The following is a 22179-nucleotide window of genomic DNA, read 5'->3' as shown; positions in this document are numbered from 1 at the left end:
GAATGAAAAGTGAGTTATCGGAAAGACAAAGCGTCAGGGATAAAATTGAGTTTAGAGGACTGAGAGGCCTTTATTTATGCAAAAACTGAACATTTTACTCTTTTGGAGGACTCAGAGGCCTCTATTTTACTTATAAGCCACGGTTTTCTCCTGAATATCAGTGAATAAGGGCCTGTGAGTCCGCTAAATTCTAGAAATCGATGCTTTAGTGCCAAATAAGAGCCTGTGAGTCCTCTTAAATTACATTACAGGTAATTGACGAACGAGCTTTCAACATGAAAACCGCATGGGAAGCATATTCCACACGGTTTTAAGTATCATCTAGAAAAGTCCTAAAGCACGACCGTCTTCATCGACATCCATCTTTAATGCGGATGGTGCTTTTGGAAGGCCGGGCATCGTCATGATATTACCGGAAAGGGCGACGAGGAAGCCAGCTCCAATCGAAGGTTTGAATTCTCGGATCGTAATTGTAAAGTCTGTCGGTCTGCCGAGTTTCGTTGGATCATCAGATAGAGAAACTGGAGACTTTGCCATACAAATCGGCAAGTTATCCCAACCTAATGCTTCATACTGGGCCATTTGCTTTTTAGCTTTATCGGAAAATTCAACGGCTTTTGCGCCATAAACGGTTTGAGCAATTTTTAAGATCTTATTTGGAATCGTGTCACTCACATCATATAACGGTTTGAACGAATGAGTATTTTGTTCCATCGCTTGAAGAACTTGCTCGGCTAAGTCGAGTCCGCCTTCACCGCCTTTTTCCCACACTTCAGTAAGAGCAACCGCGTATCCTTCTTTTTCACAAAATGCTTTTAAAGCATCTACTTCTTGGTCTGTATCTGACGTAAATCGGTTAATCGCAACAACAAAAGGCAAGTTAAACGCTTGGATCGTTTCGATATGTTTTTGTAAATTACTTAATCCAGCCTGTAACGCTTCGATATTTTCCATATGTAACTCTTGTTTAGAAACGCCGCCATGCATTTTTAACGCTCGGATCGTTGCTACGATGACAACCGCTTCTGGCTGTATATCAGCAAAACGAGATTTAATGTTTAAGAACTTTTCAGCTCCTAAATCAGCACCGAATCCTGCTTCAGTAATGACAATATCGCTCAACTTCTGCGCCATTTTCGTTGCAATGACACTATTGCAGCCGTGAGCAATATTTGCAAAAGGTCCGCCATGGATTAACGCCGGTGTGTGTTCAATCGTTTGTACGAGATTTGGTTTAATCGCATCTTTTAATAAAAGCGTTAGAGCGCCTTCTACGCCAAGGTCTGCCACTGTTACAGGTTCTTGATCGAAAGTGTAAGCGACAACAATTTTTGCTAAGCGCTGTTTCAAATCTTTCAAATCCGTAGCTAAACAGAAAACAGCCATAATTTCAGAAGCGACTGTAATATCAAATCCATCTTCACGCGGTACTCCTTGCATCGGCCCGCCTAAGCCAACGACAACTTGACGTAACGCACGGTCATTTAAGTCTAGAACTCGTTTCCAGACAATTCGTCTCGTATCTATTTGAAGATCGTTTCCTTGGTGAATGTGGTTATCTAAAAAGGCTGCTAATGCATTATTCGCAGTTGTAATTGCATGAATGTCGCCGGTAAAATGGAGGTTAATCTCTTCCATTGGCAACACTTGCGAGTATCCACCACCTGCAGCGCCGCCTTTAATCCCCATCGTTGGGCCAAGGGACGGTTCACGAAGAGCAATCATCGCATTTTTACCTAGCTTGTTTAAAGCTTGTCCTAATCCTACTGTAACTGTTGATTTTCCTTCTCCTGCCGGGGTAGGGTTGATCGCAGTAACTAAAACGACCTTTCCGTCTGGTTGACCTTCCAGCCGTTTCATTAAATCAAGTGAAATTTTAGCTTTATAGTGACCGTGTAACTCTAATTCTTCATCTAAAATGTTAAGCTGTTCCTTAAATTGTTGAATGGGCTTTAATGTTGCAGCTTGTGCAATCTCAATATCTGATTTTATTTGCTTATTTGTCTTCATAGTTCTCCCTTCTCCACTCGTAACATGAAATTGTTGTATCTCAGGAAAGTATATTCGAGCCCCTACTTAAATATAGCACAAAAAGGAACTTCACTATAAAGTGAAGTAATTGAGGAGAAATGATAATAGTAGTGGCCTCTTTCTTAGGAGGAATAACATGAAGGAGTTTTGTTATCCGATAGGTTTAACGAGGCCAGATTAAACCTTTAAATTATATATATGTTTATTTCTTTAGTTTTATGACTAAAGTATATGACTTTTTCGATTTGTTGCTGAGAAGAGGGGGCACGACCGTTTCCGCTAAAGCGGAGAAAGGGCAGTTGTTTTATCGATATGAATAAAGGCATCGTATCGTTGTGATAGACGGGATGGAACATAATTTCCGTGATGTTCAAATTCAGGATGATAAACAACACCAATTGCACGATGGCCGATCACATTAGAGAAAAGGTCTTTATTGTCATCTGTAAACAGTAAAAATTGATTATAGGCACCTGCCTGATGAAGAGCTTCTTCCCAGCTGCCTGTAACGCCTTGAGGGACAGTCATAATTTCAGCAGGTGAACCCCATTCCGTTCCAGCAATAACAGTACCTTCGTAAGTTCCGAACCCTACCGCATAAACGTGATTCGCCCCGAAAGATTCTCGAGTTAATTGTCCGACATTGACCATTCCTTCTTTAGCCATATCGGTCGCGCGCGCATCGCCAATATGGGTGTTATGTTCCCAGATAATTCCCTTAGCAGAAGAGCCATGAAACTCACTAATATGTTGTAGCGCTTCGACCATATGACGGTCGCGAATATTCCACGATTCATTATCATTCGTCACCATCGTGTGGTAATAATGTTCAGCATTCATGGCAGCGATCGCATTAATATTCATATTCAATACCGCTTCGGGGTCCTGATCGTACATCTTCTTGTTTTCTTTTATAGTTGATAACAGTTCCATCACTTCACTCATGCAGTCTTCGCCATAAAAGGCCGCTGAAATCCCGTAGTTCTCAGGTTTCCTGTGATAAGGTTCGAAGCATTCGATTGCTTGTAGCGCTTTGTCCAAATCAGGGGATTTAATCTTTTTTAAGTAATCAACAATCGCTTCCATAGACTCCCATAAGCTATACACATCTATTCCGTAAAAGCCTATTTTTCGATCGGTTTGTTGTTGGTTGTAAGCGTGAAGCCATTGGATGAGATCGACCATTTCCCGATTTGCCCACATCCAACTCGGCCAACGATAGAATGATTTTTTTAATACATCTTCAGCACTCGAGTACTCGGGGGCCCTTCCTTTAATGTAACGATTTACTTCATAACAGGCCGGCCAATCTCCCTCGACGGCAATAAAAGAAAATTGATGCTCCTGAATGAGCTGCTTCGTAATATCGGCCCGAATCGTATAAAATTCCCTCGTTCCATGACTTGATTCACCAAGGAGTGCGTACTTTGCTTGGCCTGCTTTTTGGATTAACGGTTGGAGATCTGCTGTCTTATTAAATGGAACCGCATGTTTTTTGATATGGTCAGTTAATTCTCTTGTTGTAATCAATACCTTCACCTCGGGCTTAGTATGAGCGGGAATGAGCCAAGTAATTCCAGTTGATGAGGAAAGAAGCGACGGGTGCCAGTTGGGAAGAAGTAGTATCAAGAAGTGTTAATTGATGATAGAGAATAGTGATCGAAAGGAAAAAACTTAGTGGAGAACGGTCGTCAAACAGTGCGGATAGTGCCTCATTAAATAAAAGCACAACACTAATCAATTTGTGAAGCAGTTAACAAAAGCAAATTAAAATCTATATTAGGCTATAAGTTCCTTGTTTTATATGGTCTTTTAAGCACTTCATAATAAAATGAATGAACGCTAAAACGATGAAAAAAGTAAAAAAGATTGTTGTATACATAAATGACTCCTTCACAAATCATCTTTGTTTTAATAGAATGATATGGTATTATTTTACTAGTTTTAAATATTATATCATTTTATGTAAAAGTTTAGTTGTGATCGTCACTTCTATTGAATACTTAAGATTTTAATAGATTAAGTATGAATAACATATGCAACCCTTAGCTGCACCGACATGACCTTAATATAAATCCGTTATCCATGGAGGTTACCTCGATGAATGAAAAGCAATCCACAAAACAACGACTATTGATCATTAGGGATTTGTTGAAAAAATACACCGACGAACAGAACGAACTGACAATTAGAGAGTTAGTAGACTTGTATTATGAAAACACAGAACAAACGGTGGGGCATAAGGCCATTCGAGATGACCTTAAAGAGTTAGCAGAATCCGGACTGTTTGATGTGATAGAAAATCACGAAAAAAATGGGGTAGAGAAATATTACAGTCACCAAACCCGCTTATTCGAAATTCATGAGTTACGTCTTTTAATTGATGCTGTTTCTTCAGCGAAGTTTATCACGCAAACGGAAACTGAAAATCTAGTAAACAAATTAAAAAAGTTGACGAGTTATCACCTGGCTAAACAGCTCGAAAATCGAATTTTATTACCAGCGGGGACTAAAACTGAAAATAAGAGTGTCAGAAATGCGATCAATTCCTTACATGAAGCCATTTGGAAACAACAGACGATTCAGTTTCAATATGGAAAGTACACCATTCAAAAAGACTTTCAACTGAATAGAAATGGAGATTATTATCTGGTCAAACCGTATGCGCTTGTCTGGAATAATGAATTTTACTATCTGATTGGCGAGTTTGTCCCAGAAGGAGATATCCGTCATTACCGGATTGATCGAATGCGAAACGTTGAGGTGACTGAGAATACGTTTATTCTCGACCCTAATTTTAACATCAATCATTATACGCAAACCCTGTTTCACATGTATTCGGGAGAAGAACGAAGCATTGAAATTGAGTTCGTTAATCAATTACTTAATGTAGTGATTGATCGGTTTGGTTTAAATGTAAATATTCGTCCACATTCAGAAGGTACATTTAGGATAACGACCAATGCGGTAATTAGTGACGGGTTAGTGCGCTGGCTACTAACATGGGGCAGCGATGCAAAAGTACTTACACCACCGTCACTGGTGGACCGGATGAAAACAGAAGCGGAAAAGCTGTATAAACAATACCAGCAATAACTTGGATGAAAAGTTAAGTAGAACAAATTAAAACGGACTCCAGTGCTCGTAAAATGTTAGAGCCATCTCGCTTAGGAGAGACGTTAAAGAAAAAACAAAAACAAATATACAATGACGAAACCGACGACCAGTAGGAGTAGTCGGTTTTTCATCGTCTTTTAGTCTCCTTGGAAACCTAACCATTCTTCGCATCTTTTTTCCTACCCTACCCAAAAAAGGAAACGGTCTCAGCTTTTTTCTTTGTAAAATATAAGGAGAAATGGAGATGGAGAAAATTCACTGAAAGTTAATAAATAGAAATAGGTAAAAGTTTTCGTTTGCTCGAATAACATACTAATTCGAAAAAAGGAGACATGACAATGAGACTGCAAACAACGAATGAGGATTGTCAAAAGCTTAGTATTACGATATATAATGATGGTTTTGGTCTAGTGAAAGAGGAAAGGAAGCTTTATAGTACGGATGCCATATCAGAAGTTCAATATGTGGATGTAGCTGAAAAAATAGAAACCGATTCTATCATTGTGAGTGGTCTAAAAGTAGAGGAATTTAATTTTGACTATGATCTTGTCAATCAAAGGAAACTTCTAGAAAAATACTTAGAACAAGTCGTTACGGTCCATGATAAAGAGCGGGGCGATAAGACGAGAGTTCGACTATTAAGTGTAACCGATGGAATAATTGGTGAAATAGTGGATACGAAAGAAATCATCATAAATCCTGTCGGTGAGCTCATTTTGCCTTCCTTACCATCAGGACTAATGGTCAAGCCCGCTCTAATATGGAATATCAAGCCACAATGGATGAACCATGAAATTAAAGTTTCATATTTAACAAAAGGAATACAGTGGAACGGAAACTATGTTTTAGAGCTGCAACACAATACATTTCAACTGACTGGCTGGGTACAGATTAACAATCAATCTGGTACAACGTATAACCAAGCCCAATTAAAACTCATTGCGGGTGAAGTAAATCGCGTTCATGATATACGTGATTTTGATCACGATGAGCATGTCGTTTATAGTCAAATGTCAATCGAAGAAGAAGCCGAGAATTTCACTGAAAAAAGTTTTGCGGACCAGCAGATGTACACCTTAAGCAGACCTGTGCAATTAAAAAATCAGCAAGAAAAGCAAATTAATTTTTTGAATATTGCAAACGGCGAATACAAAAAATATTACGTTGTTGATCGTTACACCGAACAACCACCGATTATGATTGAAATGATGAACAGTAAAGACAACCAAATGGGAATACCGCTTCCTAAGGGCAAAGTCAAAGTGTACCAGGAAGATGAAAGCGATCAAACGTTAGAGTTTATCGGGGAAGACGAAATTCCGCATACCCCGAAAGACGAATTAGTTACACTAACGATTGGAAAGGCATTTGATATTGTAACAGATAGTAAGGAAAAAAAGCGATACAGAGCGTATGATTTTGAGGGTGAGTATGAGTACGTCGATTACGAATACGTCATTAAAAATAAAAAAGATGAACCGGTTATGATGAAAATTGAACATTCGATTTACGAAAGATGGTCCCAAATCATGAGAAGCAGTCATTCGTATGAACAAGAGAACACAAGACAACTTGTATTTTGGGTTGAAGTCCCTGCCAATCAGGAAACAATCGTTTCATTCACTTATGAAATCGACCAAGTGTTCCATGTAAAAGTCCATAAATAATAAGGTTGTTGCTATTCTTTTTCATGTTTTGAACCGCTCCTTTTAACAAGGCTAGTACATGGAAAAGATAGGAATGTAAACTTGTTTTATAGGGACTCATTTTGTAAGTGGACAAATGATGGTTCAAACCATCAAGGACAATGGAAACTATAATTCGGTGGTGATATTAGTGAACAAAATCGATGAACTTTATCATGCATTAGTGGAATCCAATCATACGGTCGTACTTACTGGTGCTGGTATGAGTGTGGAAAGCGGGATTCCGGATTTTCGCTCGAAATCAGGATGGTGGAAGAACATTGATCCTTTAACCGTGGCTACCGTCGATGCGCTAGAGGAAGATTATGATTTATTCCATGAATTTTACTCAACCAGGCTTCAAACACTTGGAGACTGCAGGCCCCATGATGGACACCGTATACTCGCTAAATGGGAGCAAAAAAACCTTGTTCATGAAGTTGCAACGCAAAATGTCGATGAGCTTCACATGATGGCTGGCAGCAAACAAGTGGACCAATTGCATGGCTCAATTCGAACGTTTCGTTGCCATCAATGTGGAAGTTCAGCAAGTTTTGAACAATTCAAAAACAAAGAAAGCTGCAGTATTTGCAATGGACAGATTCGCCCGAATGTGGTTCTCTTTGGTGAAATGCTGCCGGAAGATGCGTGGAACAGCGCTCTTCATCACATTGAGCGAGCTGAACTTGTCATCGTCATTGGCACGAGCTTGCAAGTATATCCTGTAAGTCAATTACCACAAATGACGCAGGGGAAAACCGTTTATATCAATAAAGAAGTGAATGACCATCACTCATTTTTTGATTTAATCATCGAAGGAAGCGCAAAAGAAACATTGATCGCAGTCGACCAGTTGATTCGGTAAATAGTTTAGGAATTAAAAGTCTAACCAAAAGAAAAACGGGAGGTATTAAGAGTGGATATTGCCGATATAGCTAACCTTCGAATGGAGAAAATGGTTCATAAGGTTGAACATTATTTAAGAGAGTTTGACGATGATTATGAATATTGTTTTATAAAAGATTATGAATTGCTGTTTGACGATTTCAAAAGTCAATCCATTCAAGTTGCCGATTGTTTTGTTACGCTGTTGGAGGTAAAAGATAAGACATTTCTTACCTCCTTACTTTTTTCGAAATCGTATGACGTTCTTGATATCGTCCAATGGCTCGATTCCCATACCATTTCTTACAATAACCGTGATCAAACAGGTTATTTTGTTAAAAATGCGGGGAAGATCATTGAAGCGGTAAAATTCAAAGGGGTCCCAATCGTACTTGCAACCCGTGGAAAAGATAAGCTGTATTATGACGCAGACCCTTTAGTTGAAGTAACGGAGCGTTATGAGCATTTTTCTCAAATAGTAAATACGGCAAATGCAAATTCAATTGAAATTATATAGGATTAAGAAATATACGTGCTATCGAATAGATTCAGAAATGAATTTTTTTGATAGCTTTTTTCAATACATCGGTCCGCAATCAATTCAAAAGCAAAAAAATTTGTATGGATATTTGAAGGTCTCTAGTTGCTGTAGACGTGATATATAAAGAATATTAAACTTTTAAGAATTCTTAAGAACTTTCACTGCTTTTTCTTCAGGTTTGGCTATTAAAGTAGGGTATAAATTCAAGCCAATGGAGTGGTGGAAGATGAAACATCTAACCTTCTTATTTCAATATATTGTTAATCCGAAAACAGTGGGTGCGATCTTACCCAGTTCAAGTTTCCTTGGGGATAAAATGATTGAACATATTAATTTCGATAATGCCAAATATATTGTTGAATATGGACCAGGAACAGGGGTATTTACTGAAAAATTGCTTAAGAAAAGAAACCCTAATACCATTATTATGTTACTGGAAAACAATGAAGAATTTTATTTATTACTGAAAGAAAAATTTAAAATGGAAAAGAATTTATACATCGTAAATGGATCAGCTGAAAAAATTGAACAGTATCTTCAAAAATATAAAGTGCCTTATGCAGACTATGTGATTTCAGGGCTTCCTTTTGCAAGTTTGCCCGAACAGGTTTCACACAATATTTTACTCAATACTTCGAAAATCCTAGATAAGGATGGACAATTTATTACTTTCCAATACACTAAAATGAAAAAGGCATTGATTGAACAGTTTTTTACCAAAATAGAAATAAAGAGAGAACTGAGAAATGTTCCACCAGCTTACGTGTTTAACTGTTCGATTAAAGAAAAAAATGTGGAGGAAAACTATGGAATCGAAAATTCTTATTGTGGATGATGAGAAAGATATAAGAAATCTTATCTCGGTCTATTTAGAAAACGAGGGAATGCAAACCATTCAAGCGGAAGATGCAATTGAAGCACTAAAACTGTTGGAGAAGCAGGATTTTGACCTAATTATTTTAGATATTATGATGCCTAAAATGGATGGTATCGAAGCTTGTATGAAAATCAGACAAGAAAGAAATATGCCGATCATTATGCTTTCGGCAAAGTCTGAAGATATGGATAAAATTCAAGGTCTTGCATCCGGGGCTGATGATTATTTATCCAAACCATTTAATCCGTTAGAATTAATCGCTAGGGTGAAATCTCAATTAAGAAGATTTAAAAAATACAATAGCGATACCGATAACAATAACAATCAGACTGTTATTGAGATAGGGGATTTAAAGGTCAATACCGACACACGCCAGGTTTGGGTAAGAGGAAAGGATATTAGACTAACTCCAAAAGAATTCGACATATTGGAAATTCTTGCACGTAACAAAGGAATTGTCCTTAGTATTGAGAAAATTTATGAGGCCGTTTGGAAAGAAGACTTTTTTAAGTCAGATAATACTGTGATGGTACACATTACAAAAATTCGAGATAAGTTAGAGGAAGACTCGAAGCATCCGATTTATATTAAAACGGTTTGGGGAGTAGGGTATAAAATATGAGGGTAAATAAGCTTAGAAATAAGCTAATCATAAAGCTTCTTGGTGCGATTGCCATTAGTTTTTTCGTTTCGTACTGTGTAATGGTCTTAAATGCCCTGCTCTTTAGGTATCTTTATGATAGTGGATACTTTGATATGGAAAGTGTACTTCATTTTAATTTTATGAACCTTTTTACATTTACAACTGGAATTTTATCATTCATAGCTGCATTTTTATTACTAGTGCGAAAAAAAGTAGCATACCTGAAGCTAATATCAGACAGTGTAAACCACATAGCAAATGGAAGCTTGGGTTTAACGATAAAAGCGGAGGGAAAAGACGAATTGACCCAACTGGCCGAGAATATTAATTTCATGTCAAAAGAGCTGGAGAATAAATTTGAGCATGAAAGACGTTTGGAAGCTGCCAAAAATGAGCTGATAACCAATGTCTCACATGACTTACGAACTCCATTGACTTCCATGATTGGATATTTGGACTTGTTAAAAAAGGGACAATATGAAGGCAAAAAACAGTTTGATGAGTACGTTGAGACCACATATTCAAAATCACTTCGATTAAAAACTTTAATTGATGAACTGTTTGAATATACTCGGTTATCCGACCTTGATGTAAAGTTAAACTTAGTGGAAGTGGATGTAACTGCTCTTTTAGAACAGATAGTGGGAGAATACATTCCCATTTTTGAAAGGGAGCACTTAAGTGTAAAGAAAAACATTACAGATGAACACGTTCCTGTTCTTTTGGATATTGAAAAATTTGTTCGCGTCTATGAAAACCTTTTTATGAATGCCATAAAATATAGTATAAAACCGTCCGATATACGTATAAGTCTTGAAGCAAAAGGAAGCAAAGCCGTTTTTAAAGTATCCAACCGAGTAGATCAGCCACCGGTAGAAGATGTTAACAAATTATTTGGGAGGTTTTTCACAGGAGACAAGGCCAGAAGTGAAAATCGAGGTACAGGACTTGGACTCGCAATTTCTAAAAGAATTGTAGAACTTCATAAAGGGTCCATAGGTGTGGAGTACAAAGAAGGATGGATGACTTTTTATGTGGAGCATACTATTCATTGAAAAGGCTTATGAGGATAAATTTCTCATAGGCCTTTTTAGTTAATTAAATTCAATTTTGAAAGAGAATACTGACCGCTACAAAAATAGAACCTTTTTGGTTAATTCTGTTAAACTTAAATGGAGTTATGAACAATTTCAAATCTTTTAAAACTATAAAAACAGAGTAGAAAGAAAAGGTGGGACTTCGTCATGAAAAAAGTGATCATTTTTATATTGCTAGGATTCGTAGCTGGGTATTACTTCATATCGTTGTTCGATCGAGGCTTCAAGGTTGAAATTCGCAACGAAACCAACGCAGAAATTTCAGGGATGTATCTAACCTACTATACTACCATTCCTAACGTAGACATACCTGCAATACCAGCGAACAAAAAACATAAGTTGAAAGTCAATCCAACTGAAGATTTTAGTGAAACCTCGATGGAATTACAGTATCAGGATAAAGAGGGGAGACTGCATCAAGAAACGGTATTTGGCTATATTGAACAAGGTTATTCAGGAGAAGCGATTGTTACCATTCAGTCAATAAATGAAGACGGGAAGTTGCAAATTGAAGTGGAAGAGAAGACATCATTTTATTAATAGAGCGATGCTAGCAAACCACTAGCTACATCCTATCAATATCCTACAAACTCCTAATCTAAAGGAACAGTCAATGTGTATATTTCATCACCATTCACCACAATTCTATATTATCCCCGATTATTCACTCTGGTCGCATTATATAAGAACTTAAAGTTTGGGTGACCGATATTTTTCTCGTATGTAACTGAGAGCTGGAGAAATGATCCATCTCTCATTAAAACTTACTATCTGCCTATAACATTTTTACTTTTTCGTTACAATCATTCTAATTCCTTGTTTCGGTCTCAGTGTTATGAGTGGTTGAGGTTTGACGTCGTGATGATCGGGAGCAAGTGTTAAGTGATAACGCTGGAAAATAGAAACTAAAACAAGGACGGCTTCCATGACCGCAAAATGATTACCAATACAGACTCTCGGGCCGCCACCAAATGGAAAGAAGGCAAATGAAGGCAATGTTTTTAGTAGGTCTTTTTCAAATCTCTCAGGAATAAATGAAGTAGGATCCTCAAAATAGAGTGGGCTACGGTGAACGACATAGGGGCTTATTAAGATCATTTCGCCTTTCTTGAAAACATAATCACCGATTTCCACATCACTATCTACTTGTCTCCCAATGACATAGGCTGGTGGAAAGAGTCGAAGTGACTCCCAAAACACATTTTGTGTATAGGTCAGCTTGCTAAAATCATCGGGTTGAATGTTCCGGTCCCCAATTACTTCGTTAATTTCCTCATTTAACTTTTTCATAACTATAGGATGCTGTGAAATTAGGAACAGAGTCCAAGTCAGTGCATTGGCAGTCGTTTCATGTCCGGCTAAAAAAATCGTCATCAGTTCATCCATTAGTTGCTGATTAGACATCCTAAGGCCATCGACTTCAGAACGTGCTTTCATTAACATCCCCAGTAAATCTTCGTTTCTCTCATCGCTTTTTCTTCTGTCTTCAATGATATTGGTTAAAGTTTGCTCCAGTATATGGATTGATTTTTTATAAGACTTATTGTTTTTAGTAGGTAGCCAGAGCGGTAAGCGGACGATAGCTCTCATTCTTTTAACAGCTAATTTCATATACGTTTCAATGGGTTGCCCAATCGCTTCAGAACCTTCCTTAAAGTCCATGCTGAACATGGTCTTTGTAATGATACCGAGTGTTACATTCATCATCTCTTTTGACATGAGGTATTCACGGCCATCTTCCCAATCAGAAATATAATTAGCAGTAACGTCTATCATGTCCTGAGCGTATTGAGTAATATGAGTTTTTTTAAAAGCTGGTTGGATTAGTCGTCTTTGTTTCAAATGCATCTCTTTTTCACTCGTAAGGAGGCCTTCGCCGACAACGTCTTTTAGTACGTTTAAGTCTTTAGATTTTATAAAATTCTTTTGTTTCGAAACTAGAATTTCTTTAATTAAATCAGGATTTGAGACATGATAGACTTTCTGAAAGGGCCCAAAACGAAATTTAGCCACATCCCCATAGACATTAGATAACTGGGTTAGAAAAAGTAATGGATCCTTTTGAAATTCTTTGAGGTTTCCAGATAACCAGCTGCCTCTTGGTCCTTTTATCTGATGCCAATCTTTTATTTTCCCCATACAACTTAACCCTCTCTTTTTTTAGTCTGCTTTATTAATTTATGTTGAGTAATGATCTCCGCTTGGACAAATATCTGCTCTATAAAATTATTGTTAATAAATAGGCATTCGCCATGCTGTTGAGGGATAAATAGCAGAGTCTTTATGCCTAAAAATAGTCAAAAGTAGGCAAAGTAGAAAACCAATCGGGAAAGCAATGAATAGGTTATAAGTGTATCTTTTTTAGTATTAGAAAATAAGGAAGTGATACGATTGGTTCAAAAGAAAAAAGTAAAACAACTACAAGCGTTAAAGTCGAAAACTAAAAAATCTGAAGATACGATTAGTGGGATTGCTCATAAGCTACTAAATGACCCGAAATTGGTTGAGGTTATTAAATTAGGATCTAAATCACATTATGAATTCATTAAGTTAGTTCGCGAGTATGCCGATGTTATAGCGTTACATTTAAATACACCAACAAAAGACGATGTAGCGAATGTTGCACAGCTAGTTAAACAACTAGAGGAAAAAATAGATAGTTTAGAAGAGAAATTAAAAGACGCAGAATTGGGTGCAGAAAAAAATACTCCAGAACATTACCAAGAACATTTTAGAACTTACGATAAAGATAGGAAGAAAAAATGGAAGGATATGTTGACACAAAATATGTTTGACACATCAGTTGATAACTCCTTAGGAACGAAAGAGTTACTTGAACGCCTAATAGATCGGAGGAGATGATGTGAAAAATAAGCATGGCAGAAGTCGGTTGAGATGCGAATCCACTGATAAAGAATCTTTAGATTTAAAAGTGGGACAAACACCTAGAAAATTAATTTGGCGGTTAAATAAGGCTGCATTATGGTATTATCCTTCCAAAGAAAAAAAGTACAAAACTCCATTGTTACTCGTTTATTCATTAGTTAATAAATCATATATTCTTGACTTACACCCTGGAATGAGTATGATTGAAGCTTATCTAAAGGAAGGGTATGACGTTTATCTACTTGATTTCGGGGAACCTGGATACGAAGATAAGGACTTAACGTTGGACGACTATATTCTTAAGTATATGGATCGAGCGGTAAAACGGACGCTTTTACATTCGAATGCTCGTGAAATTACTTTAATTGGCTATTGTTTAGGCGGGACACTTACAGCCATTTATGCAACAATAGCTGAAACACCGATAAAAAACCTAATTATCTTTGCTACACCCATCGATTTTAGTAAATTAAATATCCCTCAAGATTGGAATAATGCGTTACAGAGAAATGAATTTGAGTTAGATGAAATCATTGATGAGTATGGTACTATCCCGGCAAAAGTTGTTGAAAACGCAATAACCCTAGCAACAACCCCGTTTACGATTAAATCTAAATTGTCTCTTAAAAAGAAACCAAAGAATTTGAAAATGAAGTTATTATACCATTGGATTAATGATCAAATTGCATTTTCGGGAGCCTTGCTTAAACAATTAATCCAGATGGTCTTGGGGAACCAATTAGTAAAGGATGAATTAGTGATTGGTGGAAAAAAAGTAAGAATAGCCAACATTAAAGCTAATACACTAGTTATATCAACAACACATGACGAACTCGTTCCTGAAAAATACACAAAAACGATCATGAGTTTATTAACTTGTAAGGATCAAACATTCGAGAAAATAAATGGCGGTCATGTGACCATTGCCATGACGGGGAAAATCCCTCGTGTTCTGAAAGAGTGGTTAACGAAGAGGTCTACTCCCTTATAACGTAGCCAATTAATAATAAGGCTGTTTAGCTCCGGGCTTCAATGTTCTATTTCGAAGCCCGTTTTTTTGTGTTTCACATTAAATGGAGCATAGCATAATAAAATAAAAATACATCTTTCTTTGAAACTATTATCGTTTTTTATACGTATATTAAGTGAGGATAAACGTCACTGCGAAAACCAGAAAGTGAAATCTAAAATTATAAGTGAGGGAATGAGATGAAAAAGCAGTTGATCAAAAAATACTTAATTTTCATAGCCTACATGTTAATCGGTGCCATTGCAGGCGGAGGAATTGCTTATAGCTTGTCTAGCATCGAGTTCCCATCTGAGTATAGAGCATTCCCTTTTTATGTGAATCTATTAATCGTTGCATGTACATATTTTATGGCCGTCGCTTTTCACGAGTTTGGTCATGCCTATAGTTTTTCTAGAAATGGTGTAAAGGTGCGAGCAGTTATTGTTATGTTTTTATTTTTTATTAAAGAAAATGGGCGTTGGAAGGTTAAATTTCGTCCGAATAAATTAACGGCGATTGGTGGAATTGCTATTCCTGATATACGAGCAATCAAGGATCAAGCTGACTTAGAACAAACGCAGCGGGCGTATGCCAGAGCAATTATTGCTGGTCCCGTTTCTTCGATCATGCTTTGGGCAGGTGTTACGGTCCTTTCTGTACTGCTCTTTTTTACAGCTGCGAATGCAGCCCTTATATCAACAACATTTACCGTTATGATATCTTTAACGATTATTACCTTGTTTTTACTCGCAACTAGTTTCATCAAAAATGAATATGCAGTAGGGGATTTTCCAGCCTACAAGCTAGCTAAAAACGATCGTTTTTTTATTGCGATGCAGCTTTATCAGTATGCGCTTTTCTCAACTGAACATGAACGGGTTAGGAACGAAAACCAGTATTTAAGAACTGTTTTGTTAGATGAGTTGGAGAAAAAGTTACAAGAAAGGGATAATCATATTTATACGCTTGGTCTTGTCGATCATTTTATTATTGAATATTTAACAGGGCGTATCGAGCAAATGCCTTCGGTGATCGTCGACTATGTCGATTACTTACAGGAAGATGAAGAGAGGTTAGCGAAAATAAAAGCAAATGACTTTGGGTTGAGCATCTATTTTCATATTTTAAGATATATGTACACGAAAGAAGAAACGAAGCAAAAAGCTCTAAATCTTTATGAAAACCTAAAGAGCGAATTGAAACCAAATACACCGATGAGGAAATACTTGTTAAAGCAAGCCGACCATGCATTTGGCCTCGCCGACCACAGCGAATTCTTGCAGAATAAAGAAAACATTTGTATATCACCCGCCCACGACATCTGGAAGAATTTCGAAGGGTATTTTGTTGACGAACTAACGTTAAATCAATTGGAAGTCAAAAAAGTAGTTTACTAGACGAGCGCTATGTTTGGTGTCACGGGGGTCGATAAAAAGGAAACTGGTCCGCAATTACGAAAATAAGGATTAAGCGGGTTAGAAAAAGAAATATGACCCCGGAATCACAGTATAAGGGATAAGTGGGCTCGTAAAAGAAATTTGCGGCTCGGGATTACCAGAATAAGGGATAAATGGGCTCGTAAAAGAAATTTGCGGCTCGGGATTACCAGAATAAGGGATAAACGGGCTCGTAAAAGAAATTTGCGGCTCGGGATTACCAGAATAAGGGATAAATGGGCTCGTAAAAGAAATTTGCGGCTCGAGATTACCAGAATAAGGGATAAACGGGCTCATAAAAGAAATTTGCGACTCGGTATTACCAGAATAAGGGATATGTGGGCTCATAAAAAGAAAAATCGACCTAGTATCCCCAAAATAAGGGAAAAGTAAGTTCATAAGTGAAAACAGCTCGATAGATTAGATCGAACCAGGAAAAAACAGGTTCAATTAAAGAGAACACATCACAGTACTCCGACTATTAAAGAAACTTTTCATTTATATTACAATTGCAATAAATAGATTAAAATATAATTTTTTTCTTATTAGCACTTTATTCATGTGTCATAAATGTTAAAGTTATATTATAGTGGTAGTATGGAATGTGTAAATTTTTTACATCTACTCATGATTGGGGTGAGACCTTGAATACGAAAAGCTTGAATATTGTTAAAGAAAAAAGTGAAATTGACCGGTTACACCAAGAGATTGAACATTTAAAGTTAGAACTCAATGCTTATAAGCAACTGGCTCAGAATTTTAATGATAGTGAAAAAGCATTTGACCAGTTATTTAATAATGTTTCGGATGGGATCTATTATAATAAAATCTACAAGGATGGTAGAGCCGGAAATTTTATTAACGTAAATCAAGTGGGTTATAGTAGGTTAGGCTACACTCGTGAAGAAATACTTAAAATGTCTCCTGTTGATATTGATATTCATGACGAAGATGAGATCCTTCAAATGATTGATGCTACGTTTCAAAATGAAACTTATATTTTTGAAACGACTCATATTTGTAAAGATGGACAACAAATTCCTGTTGAAATTAAGGCGCACATGTTTGATGGTGAGGGTGAAAAGTACATATTATCGGTTTGTCGGGATATTTCAGTAAGAAAACAAACGGAACAAATGATGATCCAAGCCGAAAAAATGAATGTAGCGGGGCAACTTGCGGCTGGTATTGCTCATGAGATTAGAAATCCGCTAACGTCATTAAAGGGATTTGTGCAGCTCTTTCGTTCCGGAACGATCCCAAGTGATGTATTCCTTAATATTATGGAGGATGAACTAGAACGAATCGATTTAATTTCTACCGAGTTTCTATCACTTGCAAAACCGGTAACTACGGATTTTACAAAAGTTAATTTACCTGTTCTTTTAAAAGATATAGTTGCGCTTCTAGATACGGAAGCTTTTAAGCAGTCGATTTCCATCTCTACTGTATTTGAAACCGAAGAAGCAGTCGTACTAGGAGTAAGTTCTCAGCTTAAACAAGTGTTTATTAATCTAATAAAAAATTCTATTGAGGTTATGCCTGATGGTGGTAGTATCTTAATTAAAATAGAAAAAGAAAAAGAGTATTTGAATGTCTCCATCGAAGATAAAGGTGTAGGCATGACAGAAGAACAGTTAAGTCGAATAGGTGAACCGTTTTATACAACAAAAGAAGCGGGTACAGGAATTGGGCTGATGGTTACTTATACGATTATTGAAAACCATAACGGAAAGGTAAACGTTAAAAGCAAATTAAATGAGGGTACGACGTTTACAGTACAATTACCTGTTATTTCTGAATAAGTATCAACTTCATATCAAACGGAAGCATTACTTCAATAGTAAGTAATGTTTTTTATTATCAAAAAAAGTTACTAGGTTGCCCTTATTCTAGGTTGTTAGTGGTAAAATATAGAAAAACACTTCGTCCGGAGGGGAAGCGCTATTAAGATTTTAAGGTATCTGTCTAACTTCATTACAGGTGTTTTTGTGTTACTCTTTTCGGTTTGGATGAGTGGTCCAGGAATCGCTGAAACTGACTCACCCATTTACAGATGGTATTATATGTTGTTTTTTGTTTGTTGGATTATTGGTTTTTTCCTGCAAACGAAAGAGCGAACTCGAGTAGCAGGTGTGGGTCTGACGCTGATTCCTGCATTGTATTATTTCGTGTTATTAATTAGAGCTGCTACTCTATAAAACAACAAACAAAGTGTGCTAGCGATGGAGGAACTATGTGTCAAACTAAACAAAAATTAGCGATAATTACTGCAAGGGATCGGATTAGCCATTTGCCAAGAGTTAGTAGAAGCAGGTTATGATATCTTTTTTTACTATTGAATGAAAAACGAAATAGAGATGTCGAGTAATAAGTTTAAAATTATGTTTTGCTGTTTATAAAAACAAACTAGATCCGTGTGATTAAGGAGGAAAACGTTCCACTGAACAGGAATTTGAGATTGCAGAGCAACTCGTCCAATTAGACTTTTCCATCCTTCTCTTGTTTGACTATTATTCTGGCGAATCTCATCTTCCAATATTATCTCACCGGCAAGTGCTCTCCTGGTTAATGCGTGAGCACCGTTATCGGCTTTTTATTGATTTTATAGAAAAGCAAGTATCTGACGTTGAGTTAGATATGGCTAATGAGTCATCGCAGTTGTTCGAGGGTCGGCAATAATTAGCTAGGTTTTTTAGTAGAGATTCAAGAGTTATAATTAAAACTAATTGAAACTGAAGAGAACTTATACTGCATAGGTAAAACGAAACAAAGCAAAGGTTGATAGACTTCGCTTTGTTTCGTCGACGGATATTCCTAAATTCTTTTGACGCGCTAATAACCCTTCTTACCTAAACGGTCAAGTTTTACCCATTTCACACTAACTCCCTGGATCGCTTTGATGACGACCTTCCACGTAATGTAGGCGAAAAAAATACGGTAAGCAAAACGTTGAATAATGATCCAACGAAGGGGTGAGAGTCTTTCTCTTTCTAATTTAAAGGCGTAAAGGGAAATGAAAGTATCTATGGCAATGAAGAACAAGATATAGAAAAGCAAGCTGTAAGTTTGAGTGAGTAGAGCGATGATGAGAAGGATATCAATAATAGGAACGAGAAGCTGAAACGTAATTTGAAACATCATATTTGGAATTCCTATAAAAGCTAACCCTTTATATTTCGGTTGAAATAATGCATCTTTATGCTTCCATAAGCTTTGGAGAATTCCAAAATACCATCGCAATCTCTGTTTAGTAAGGTCCTTTAGTTTCGTTGGGACTTCGGTATAGCCTAGGGCTTTTTCTTCAAAAATAATTCGTTTACCAGTACGTATTATTTTAATAGTTAAATCCGTATCTTCTGCTAGTGTCTCTTCTTCAAATAAATTCACCTTTTCAATGTCTTCTTTTCTCCAAGCACCTAAAGCTCCGGGTACAACCGTAATGGAATTGATCATTTGTAACGCGCGTTTTTCTAAATTAATACTCGTTACATATTCAATATGTTGCCAAAGGGATAGAATTTTTCTTTTATTCCCTACCTTTACGTTTCCAGAAACTGCAGCTACCATAGGATCGTTAAAATGTGTAACTAAATAGCAGATTGCCTCTTCGTGAATTTCAGTATCAGCGTCCATCGTAATAATAATGTCACCTTGTGCTTCTTGAATTCCCCGATTTAATGAGGCCGCCTTCCCTTCGTTTTCTTTTGAAATAAGATGAATATGATCTAAATGGTTGAAATTAGCCTCAAGAATGGAACGGGTTCGATCAGTGGAGCCATCATCAATGATCACTAATTCATAGTTTGTGTAATTTGATGCCAGGATGGTAGAAACGGTATTTTCTATGACTTTTTCTTCATTATAAACAGGGAGGACCACGGAAACGAACGGCTTGTAATCATCCGTTATAATGGATGGATGCGTTTGTTTTTGTTTATAGCTCAAATAAATAAATAGGACGACACGAACCAGGACGATTACAAAACTAGTGAAAAAAATGAGTTTGAATACAGTTGCTAGTATTGGTCCAAGTGAAGCAACGGATTCGATTATGGAACCAAAAGATGAATTTTTCTCAACGGGTGGCATTAAATCAACTTGATCAAGATCTAGAAGTTCACTAATCGATACAAAAGAGTAACCGTTTGACTGCAATTGTTTTATGATTTGAGGTAAAGCAGCAACGGTTTCAGAACGATCGCCGCCACCATCATGTAGCAAGATGATGTTTCCGTTCGGTAGTTCTTTTAATACGGTGTCAACAATTTCTTCACCAGATTTACCTTCCCAATCTCTAGAGTCTATATAGTTTCCTATAAAAAAATACCCCATGTCTTGTGCTGTCTTCACTGCTGATAATTGATTCTTATCGTAATCAACATCTGTTGTATAAGGAGGTCTGAGTAAGGTGGTTGAATACCCTGTCACATCTTTAATCAATTTTTGGGCAGCATTCACTTCAAATTTAAAACGTAGAGAAGACATATTGGATAGATCCTTGTGAGTAAAGGAATGGTTTCCAATTTCATGGCCTTCGTTCACTATTTGCTTTAAGATATCAGGGTGTTGGAATCCTTGTGAGCCGGTAACGAAAAAAGCCCCCCTGATTTCATGTTCTTTTAAAATATCTAAAATTTCTAAAGTGTATTCAGAAGGGCCATCATCAAAGGAAAGCACGATCTTTTTTTCATCCCATCCCCCCATATGAAAGACCTCATAAGGAACTGGGTATTTTTCGTAAGTTATATCTTCTATAAAACCTTCACTGTTATAGAGAACTGAACGCTTTCCGCTTTGCTTCATCGAGCCGATTTTAATGATTTCTCCACTTCCAAAACGTTTAAAACTGACTAGAGGTTCTGTCGTTTCTATTGCATTACTTATTTTCTTGTTACTGTCTAGTTGTTTATTAAGCAACTTCCAAATCGATGGATCTTCAAAACCTAGTGTATCTATAGCAACAGAAGAAAATTGCATAGATGAAATACGTTGCAATTGATTAAAAAAGGTACCTGCATCACTTAGCCATCCATCTTTTTGTACGTATCGATGGTCAAGGTAACTAAAATAATGCTGACTCAACTCGTTATCCCAATACAGTTCACTATTGCTTTTATTTACGATCGACATCGCTTCAGTAAAAGAGAGTTTATCAGTATATTCGTCATTTGCAGTAAGAGTATATGTTGGAAGTGCTATAACGACTAGGTCTTTAAATTCACGCCATTTTAAAAGTGTTTCTGTCAGTTTTTCAGGAGGAAGTGAAGGTTGAACATTTGGGTTCCTTGGATCATATGCCTTCAAAATAATCTTATCAACAATAGAAGAGAGTTCTTTGATTTCTTTTGAATTTCTATTGCTTTGAACGGTAATATAAAGCTCTTTATCAATCCCTGAGAGTTGCTCATTTAATATATCTAGAAAAGGGAAATAAAGAGTATATTCAATATCTGGGGCGAGTTCGATATTTACGCCATCTGATTGAAAATATTGGATTTGTTTTACAATTTGTTTACCAACCGTTTCGCTGACTAGATCACTTTGTAACAAGTGTTCAAGTTTCCATCGTTCTAGTGGTAGGGTAGGAACGATCTTTACACCCGCTTCTTTAATCAAAGAGTTAATCGGATCAATTGACTGATAAGTGACTTTGTAGTTTTCATTAATGGCTAATGCATTAGGCAGTACAACATCCATAGAATGTATATGTTTACGTAATGATTCTATACCTAACGGATCATTTGGTGTAATAAAAGCATATACTTCCTTCTTTTCTTCTTCAGATAGATTGAAAACAACGGAAGGTAGGGCAGTAGGTGCATAAATATAGGCGATTGTTAACCCGACTAAAGTGAGTCCAATTAACAAAAGAGAAAGGGTAATTCGTCCTAACCATTTTTTTCTTTTTCCAGTCTTATCGGTAAATATGAGCTCTTTTTTCATGCAACAACACCGCCTCTCAAAAGAAG

16 protein-coding genes and 1 pseudogene are annotated in these 22179 nt (G+C 36.8%); 13 read left to right on the top strand and 4 right to left on the bottom strand.

The genetic code is table 11. From position 1 onward, the window contains the following. Positions 1–321: 321 nt before the first annotated feature. On the bottom strand, positions 322–2010 hold the full coding sequence (locus N7Z68_RS07585) for a formate--tetrahydrofolate ligase (protein WP_275117871.1): 1689 nt from the start codon (positions 2008–2010) through the stop codon (positions 322–324). A 300-nt stretch (positions 2011–2310) separates the two neighbouring features. Beyond that, positions 2311–3561, bottom strand: a complete 1251-nt coding sequence (locus tag N7Z68_RS07580) for an erythromycin esterase family protein (protein WP_275117870.1) — start codon at positions 3559–3561, stop codon at positions 2311–2313. A gap of 570 nt (positions 3562–4131) precedes the next feature. Between N7Z68_RS07580 and N7Z68_RS07575 the strand changes: the two genes are divergently transcribed. The 8 genes and pseudogenes from N7Z68_RS07575 to N7Z68_RS07540 all read left to right on the top strand — a co-directional run bounded on the left by N7Z68_RS07575 (position 4132) and on the right by N7Z68_RS07540 (position 11416). After that, complete coding sequence (locus N7Z68_RS07575; RefSeq protein WP_275117869.1) at positions 4132–5127, top strand: helix-turn-helix transcriptional regulator; 996 nt, start codon at positions 4132–4134, stop codon at positions 5125–5127. Positions 5128–5486: 359 nt separating this feature from the next. Further along, complete coding sequence (locus N7Z68_RS07570; protein ID WP_275117868.1) at positions 5487–6815, top strand: DUF4139 domain-containing protein; 1329 nt, start codon at positions 5487–5489, stop codon at positions 6813–6815. A 169-nt stretch (positions 6816–6984) separates the two neighbouring features. Then, positions 6985–7698 (top strand): SIR2 family NAD-dependent protein deacylase, encoded by a 714-nt coding sequence (locus N7Z68_RS07565; protein ID WP_275117867.1) that lies wholly within the window; start codon positions 6985–6987, stop codon positions 7696–7698. Between the two features lie 51 nt (positions 7699–7749). Further along, on the top strand, positions 7750–8235 hold the full coding sequence (locus N7Z68_RS07560; RefSeq protein WP_275117866.1) for a hypothetical protein: 486 nt from the start codon (positions 7750–7752) through the stop codon (positions 8233–8235). 250 nt (positions 8236–8485) lie between these two features. Then, positions 8486–9094 (top strand): class I SAM-dependent methyltransferase, encoded by a 609-nt coding sequence (locus N7Z68_RS07555; RefSeq protein ID WP_275117865.1) that lies wholly within the window; start codon positions 8486–8488, stop codon positions 9092–9094. Then, positions 9066–9758, top strand: coding sequence for a response regulator transcription factor (locus N7Z68_RS07550; RefSeq protein WP_275117864.1), 693 nt, complete (start codon positions 9066–9068; stop codon positions 9756–9758). Before N7Z68_RS07555 ends, N7Z68_RS07550 begins: the two co-directional genes overlap by 29 nt. A gap of 188 nt (positions 9759–9946) precedes the next feature. Continuing rightward, positions 9947–10834: pseudogene (locus tag N7Z68_RS07545) on the top strand (HAMP domain-containing sensor histidine kinase); the annotation flags it as partial. Positions 10835–11023: 189 nt separating this feature from the next. Continuing rightward, positions 11024–11416: a hypothetical protein gene (locus tag N7Z68_RS07540; protein ID WP_275117862.1), complete on the top strand. Its 393-nt coding sequence runs from the start codon at positions 11024–11026 to the stop codon at positions 11414–11416. 246 nt (positions 11417–11662) lie between these two features. Here the strand turns inward: N7Z68_RS07540 and N7Z68_RS07535 are convergent, their stop codons facing one another. Then, positions 11663–13015, bottom strand: coding sequence for a cytochrome P450 (locus tag N7Z68_RS07535; protein ID WP_275117861.1), 1353 nt, complete (start codon positions 13013–13015; stop codon positions 11663–11665). A gap of 252 nt (positions 13016–13267) precedes the next feature. On the opposite strand from N7Z68_RS07535, the gene N7Z68_RS07530 reads away from it, so the two are divergent. The 5 genes from N7Z68_RS07530 to N7Z68_RS07510 all read left to right on the top strand — a co-directional run bounded on the left by N7Z68_RS07530 (position 13268) and on the right by N7Z68_RS07510 (position 18408). After that, positions 13268–13738, top strand: a complete 471-nt coding sequence (locus N7Z68_RS07530; protein ID WP_275117860.1) for a hypothetical protein — start codon at positions 13268–13270, stop codon at positions 13736–13738. 1 nt (position 13739) lies between these two features. Continuing rightward, positions 13740–14753, top strand: coding sequence for an alpha/beta fold hydrolase (locus tag N7Z68_RS07525; RefSeq protein ID WP_275117859.1), 1014 nt, complete (start codon positions 13740–13742; stop codon positions 14751–14753). Between the two features lie 218 nt (positions 14754–14971). Beyond that, positions 14972–16168, top strand: a complete 1197-nt coding sequence (locus tag N7Z68_RS07520; protein WP_275117858.1) for a M50 family metallopeptidase — start codon at positions 14972–14974, stop codon at positions 16166–16168. 683 nt (positions 16169–16851) lie between these two features. Next, entirely contained in the window at positions 16852–18012 is a 1161-nt protein-coding gene (locus N7Z68_RS07515) for an ATP-binding protein (protein WP_275117857.1), read from the top strand. Positions 18013–18198: 186 nt separating this feature from the next. Beyond that, entirely contained in the window at positions 18199–18408 is a 210-nt protein-coding gene (locus N7Z68_RS07510; protein WP_275117856.1) for a hypothetical protein, read from the top strand. A gap of 634 nt (positions 18409–19042) precedes the next feature. Here the strand turns inward: N7Z68_RS07510 and N7Z68_RS07505 are convergent. Continuing rightward, complete coding sequence (locus N7Z68_RS07505; RefSeq protein WP_275117855.1) at positions 19043–22153, bottom strand: trifunctional glycoside hydrolase family 18/polysaccharide deacetylase/glycosyltransferase family 2 protein; 3111 nt, start codon at positions 22151–22153, stop codon at positions 19043–19045. Positions 22154–22179: the final 26 nt, after the last annotated feature.

The organism is Alkalihalobacterium chitinilyticum, assembly GCF_029028005.1.
GTDB lineage: Bacteria > Bacillota > Bacilli > Bacillales > Bacillaceae_F > Alkalihalobacterium > Alkalihalobacterium chitinilyticum.
Note: the sequence above shows the minus strand (reverse complement) of the source record. Positions and strands in the feature narration are given on the sequence as shown.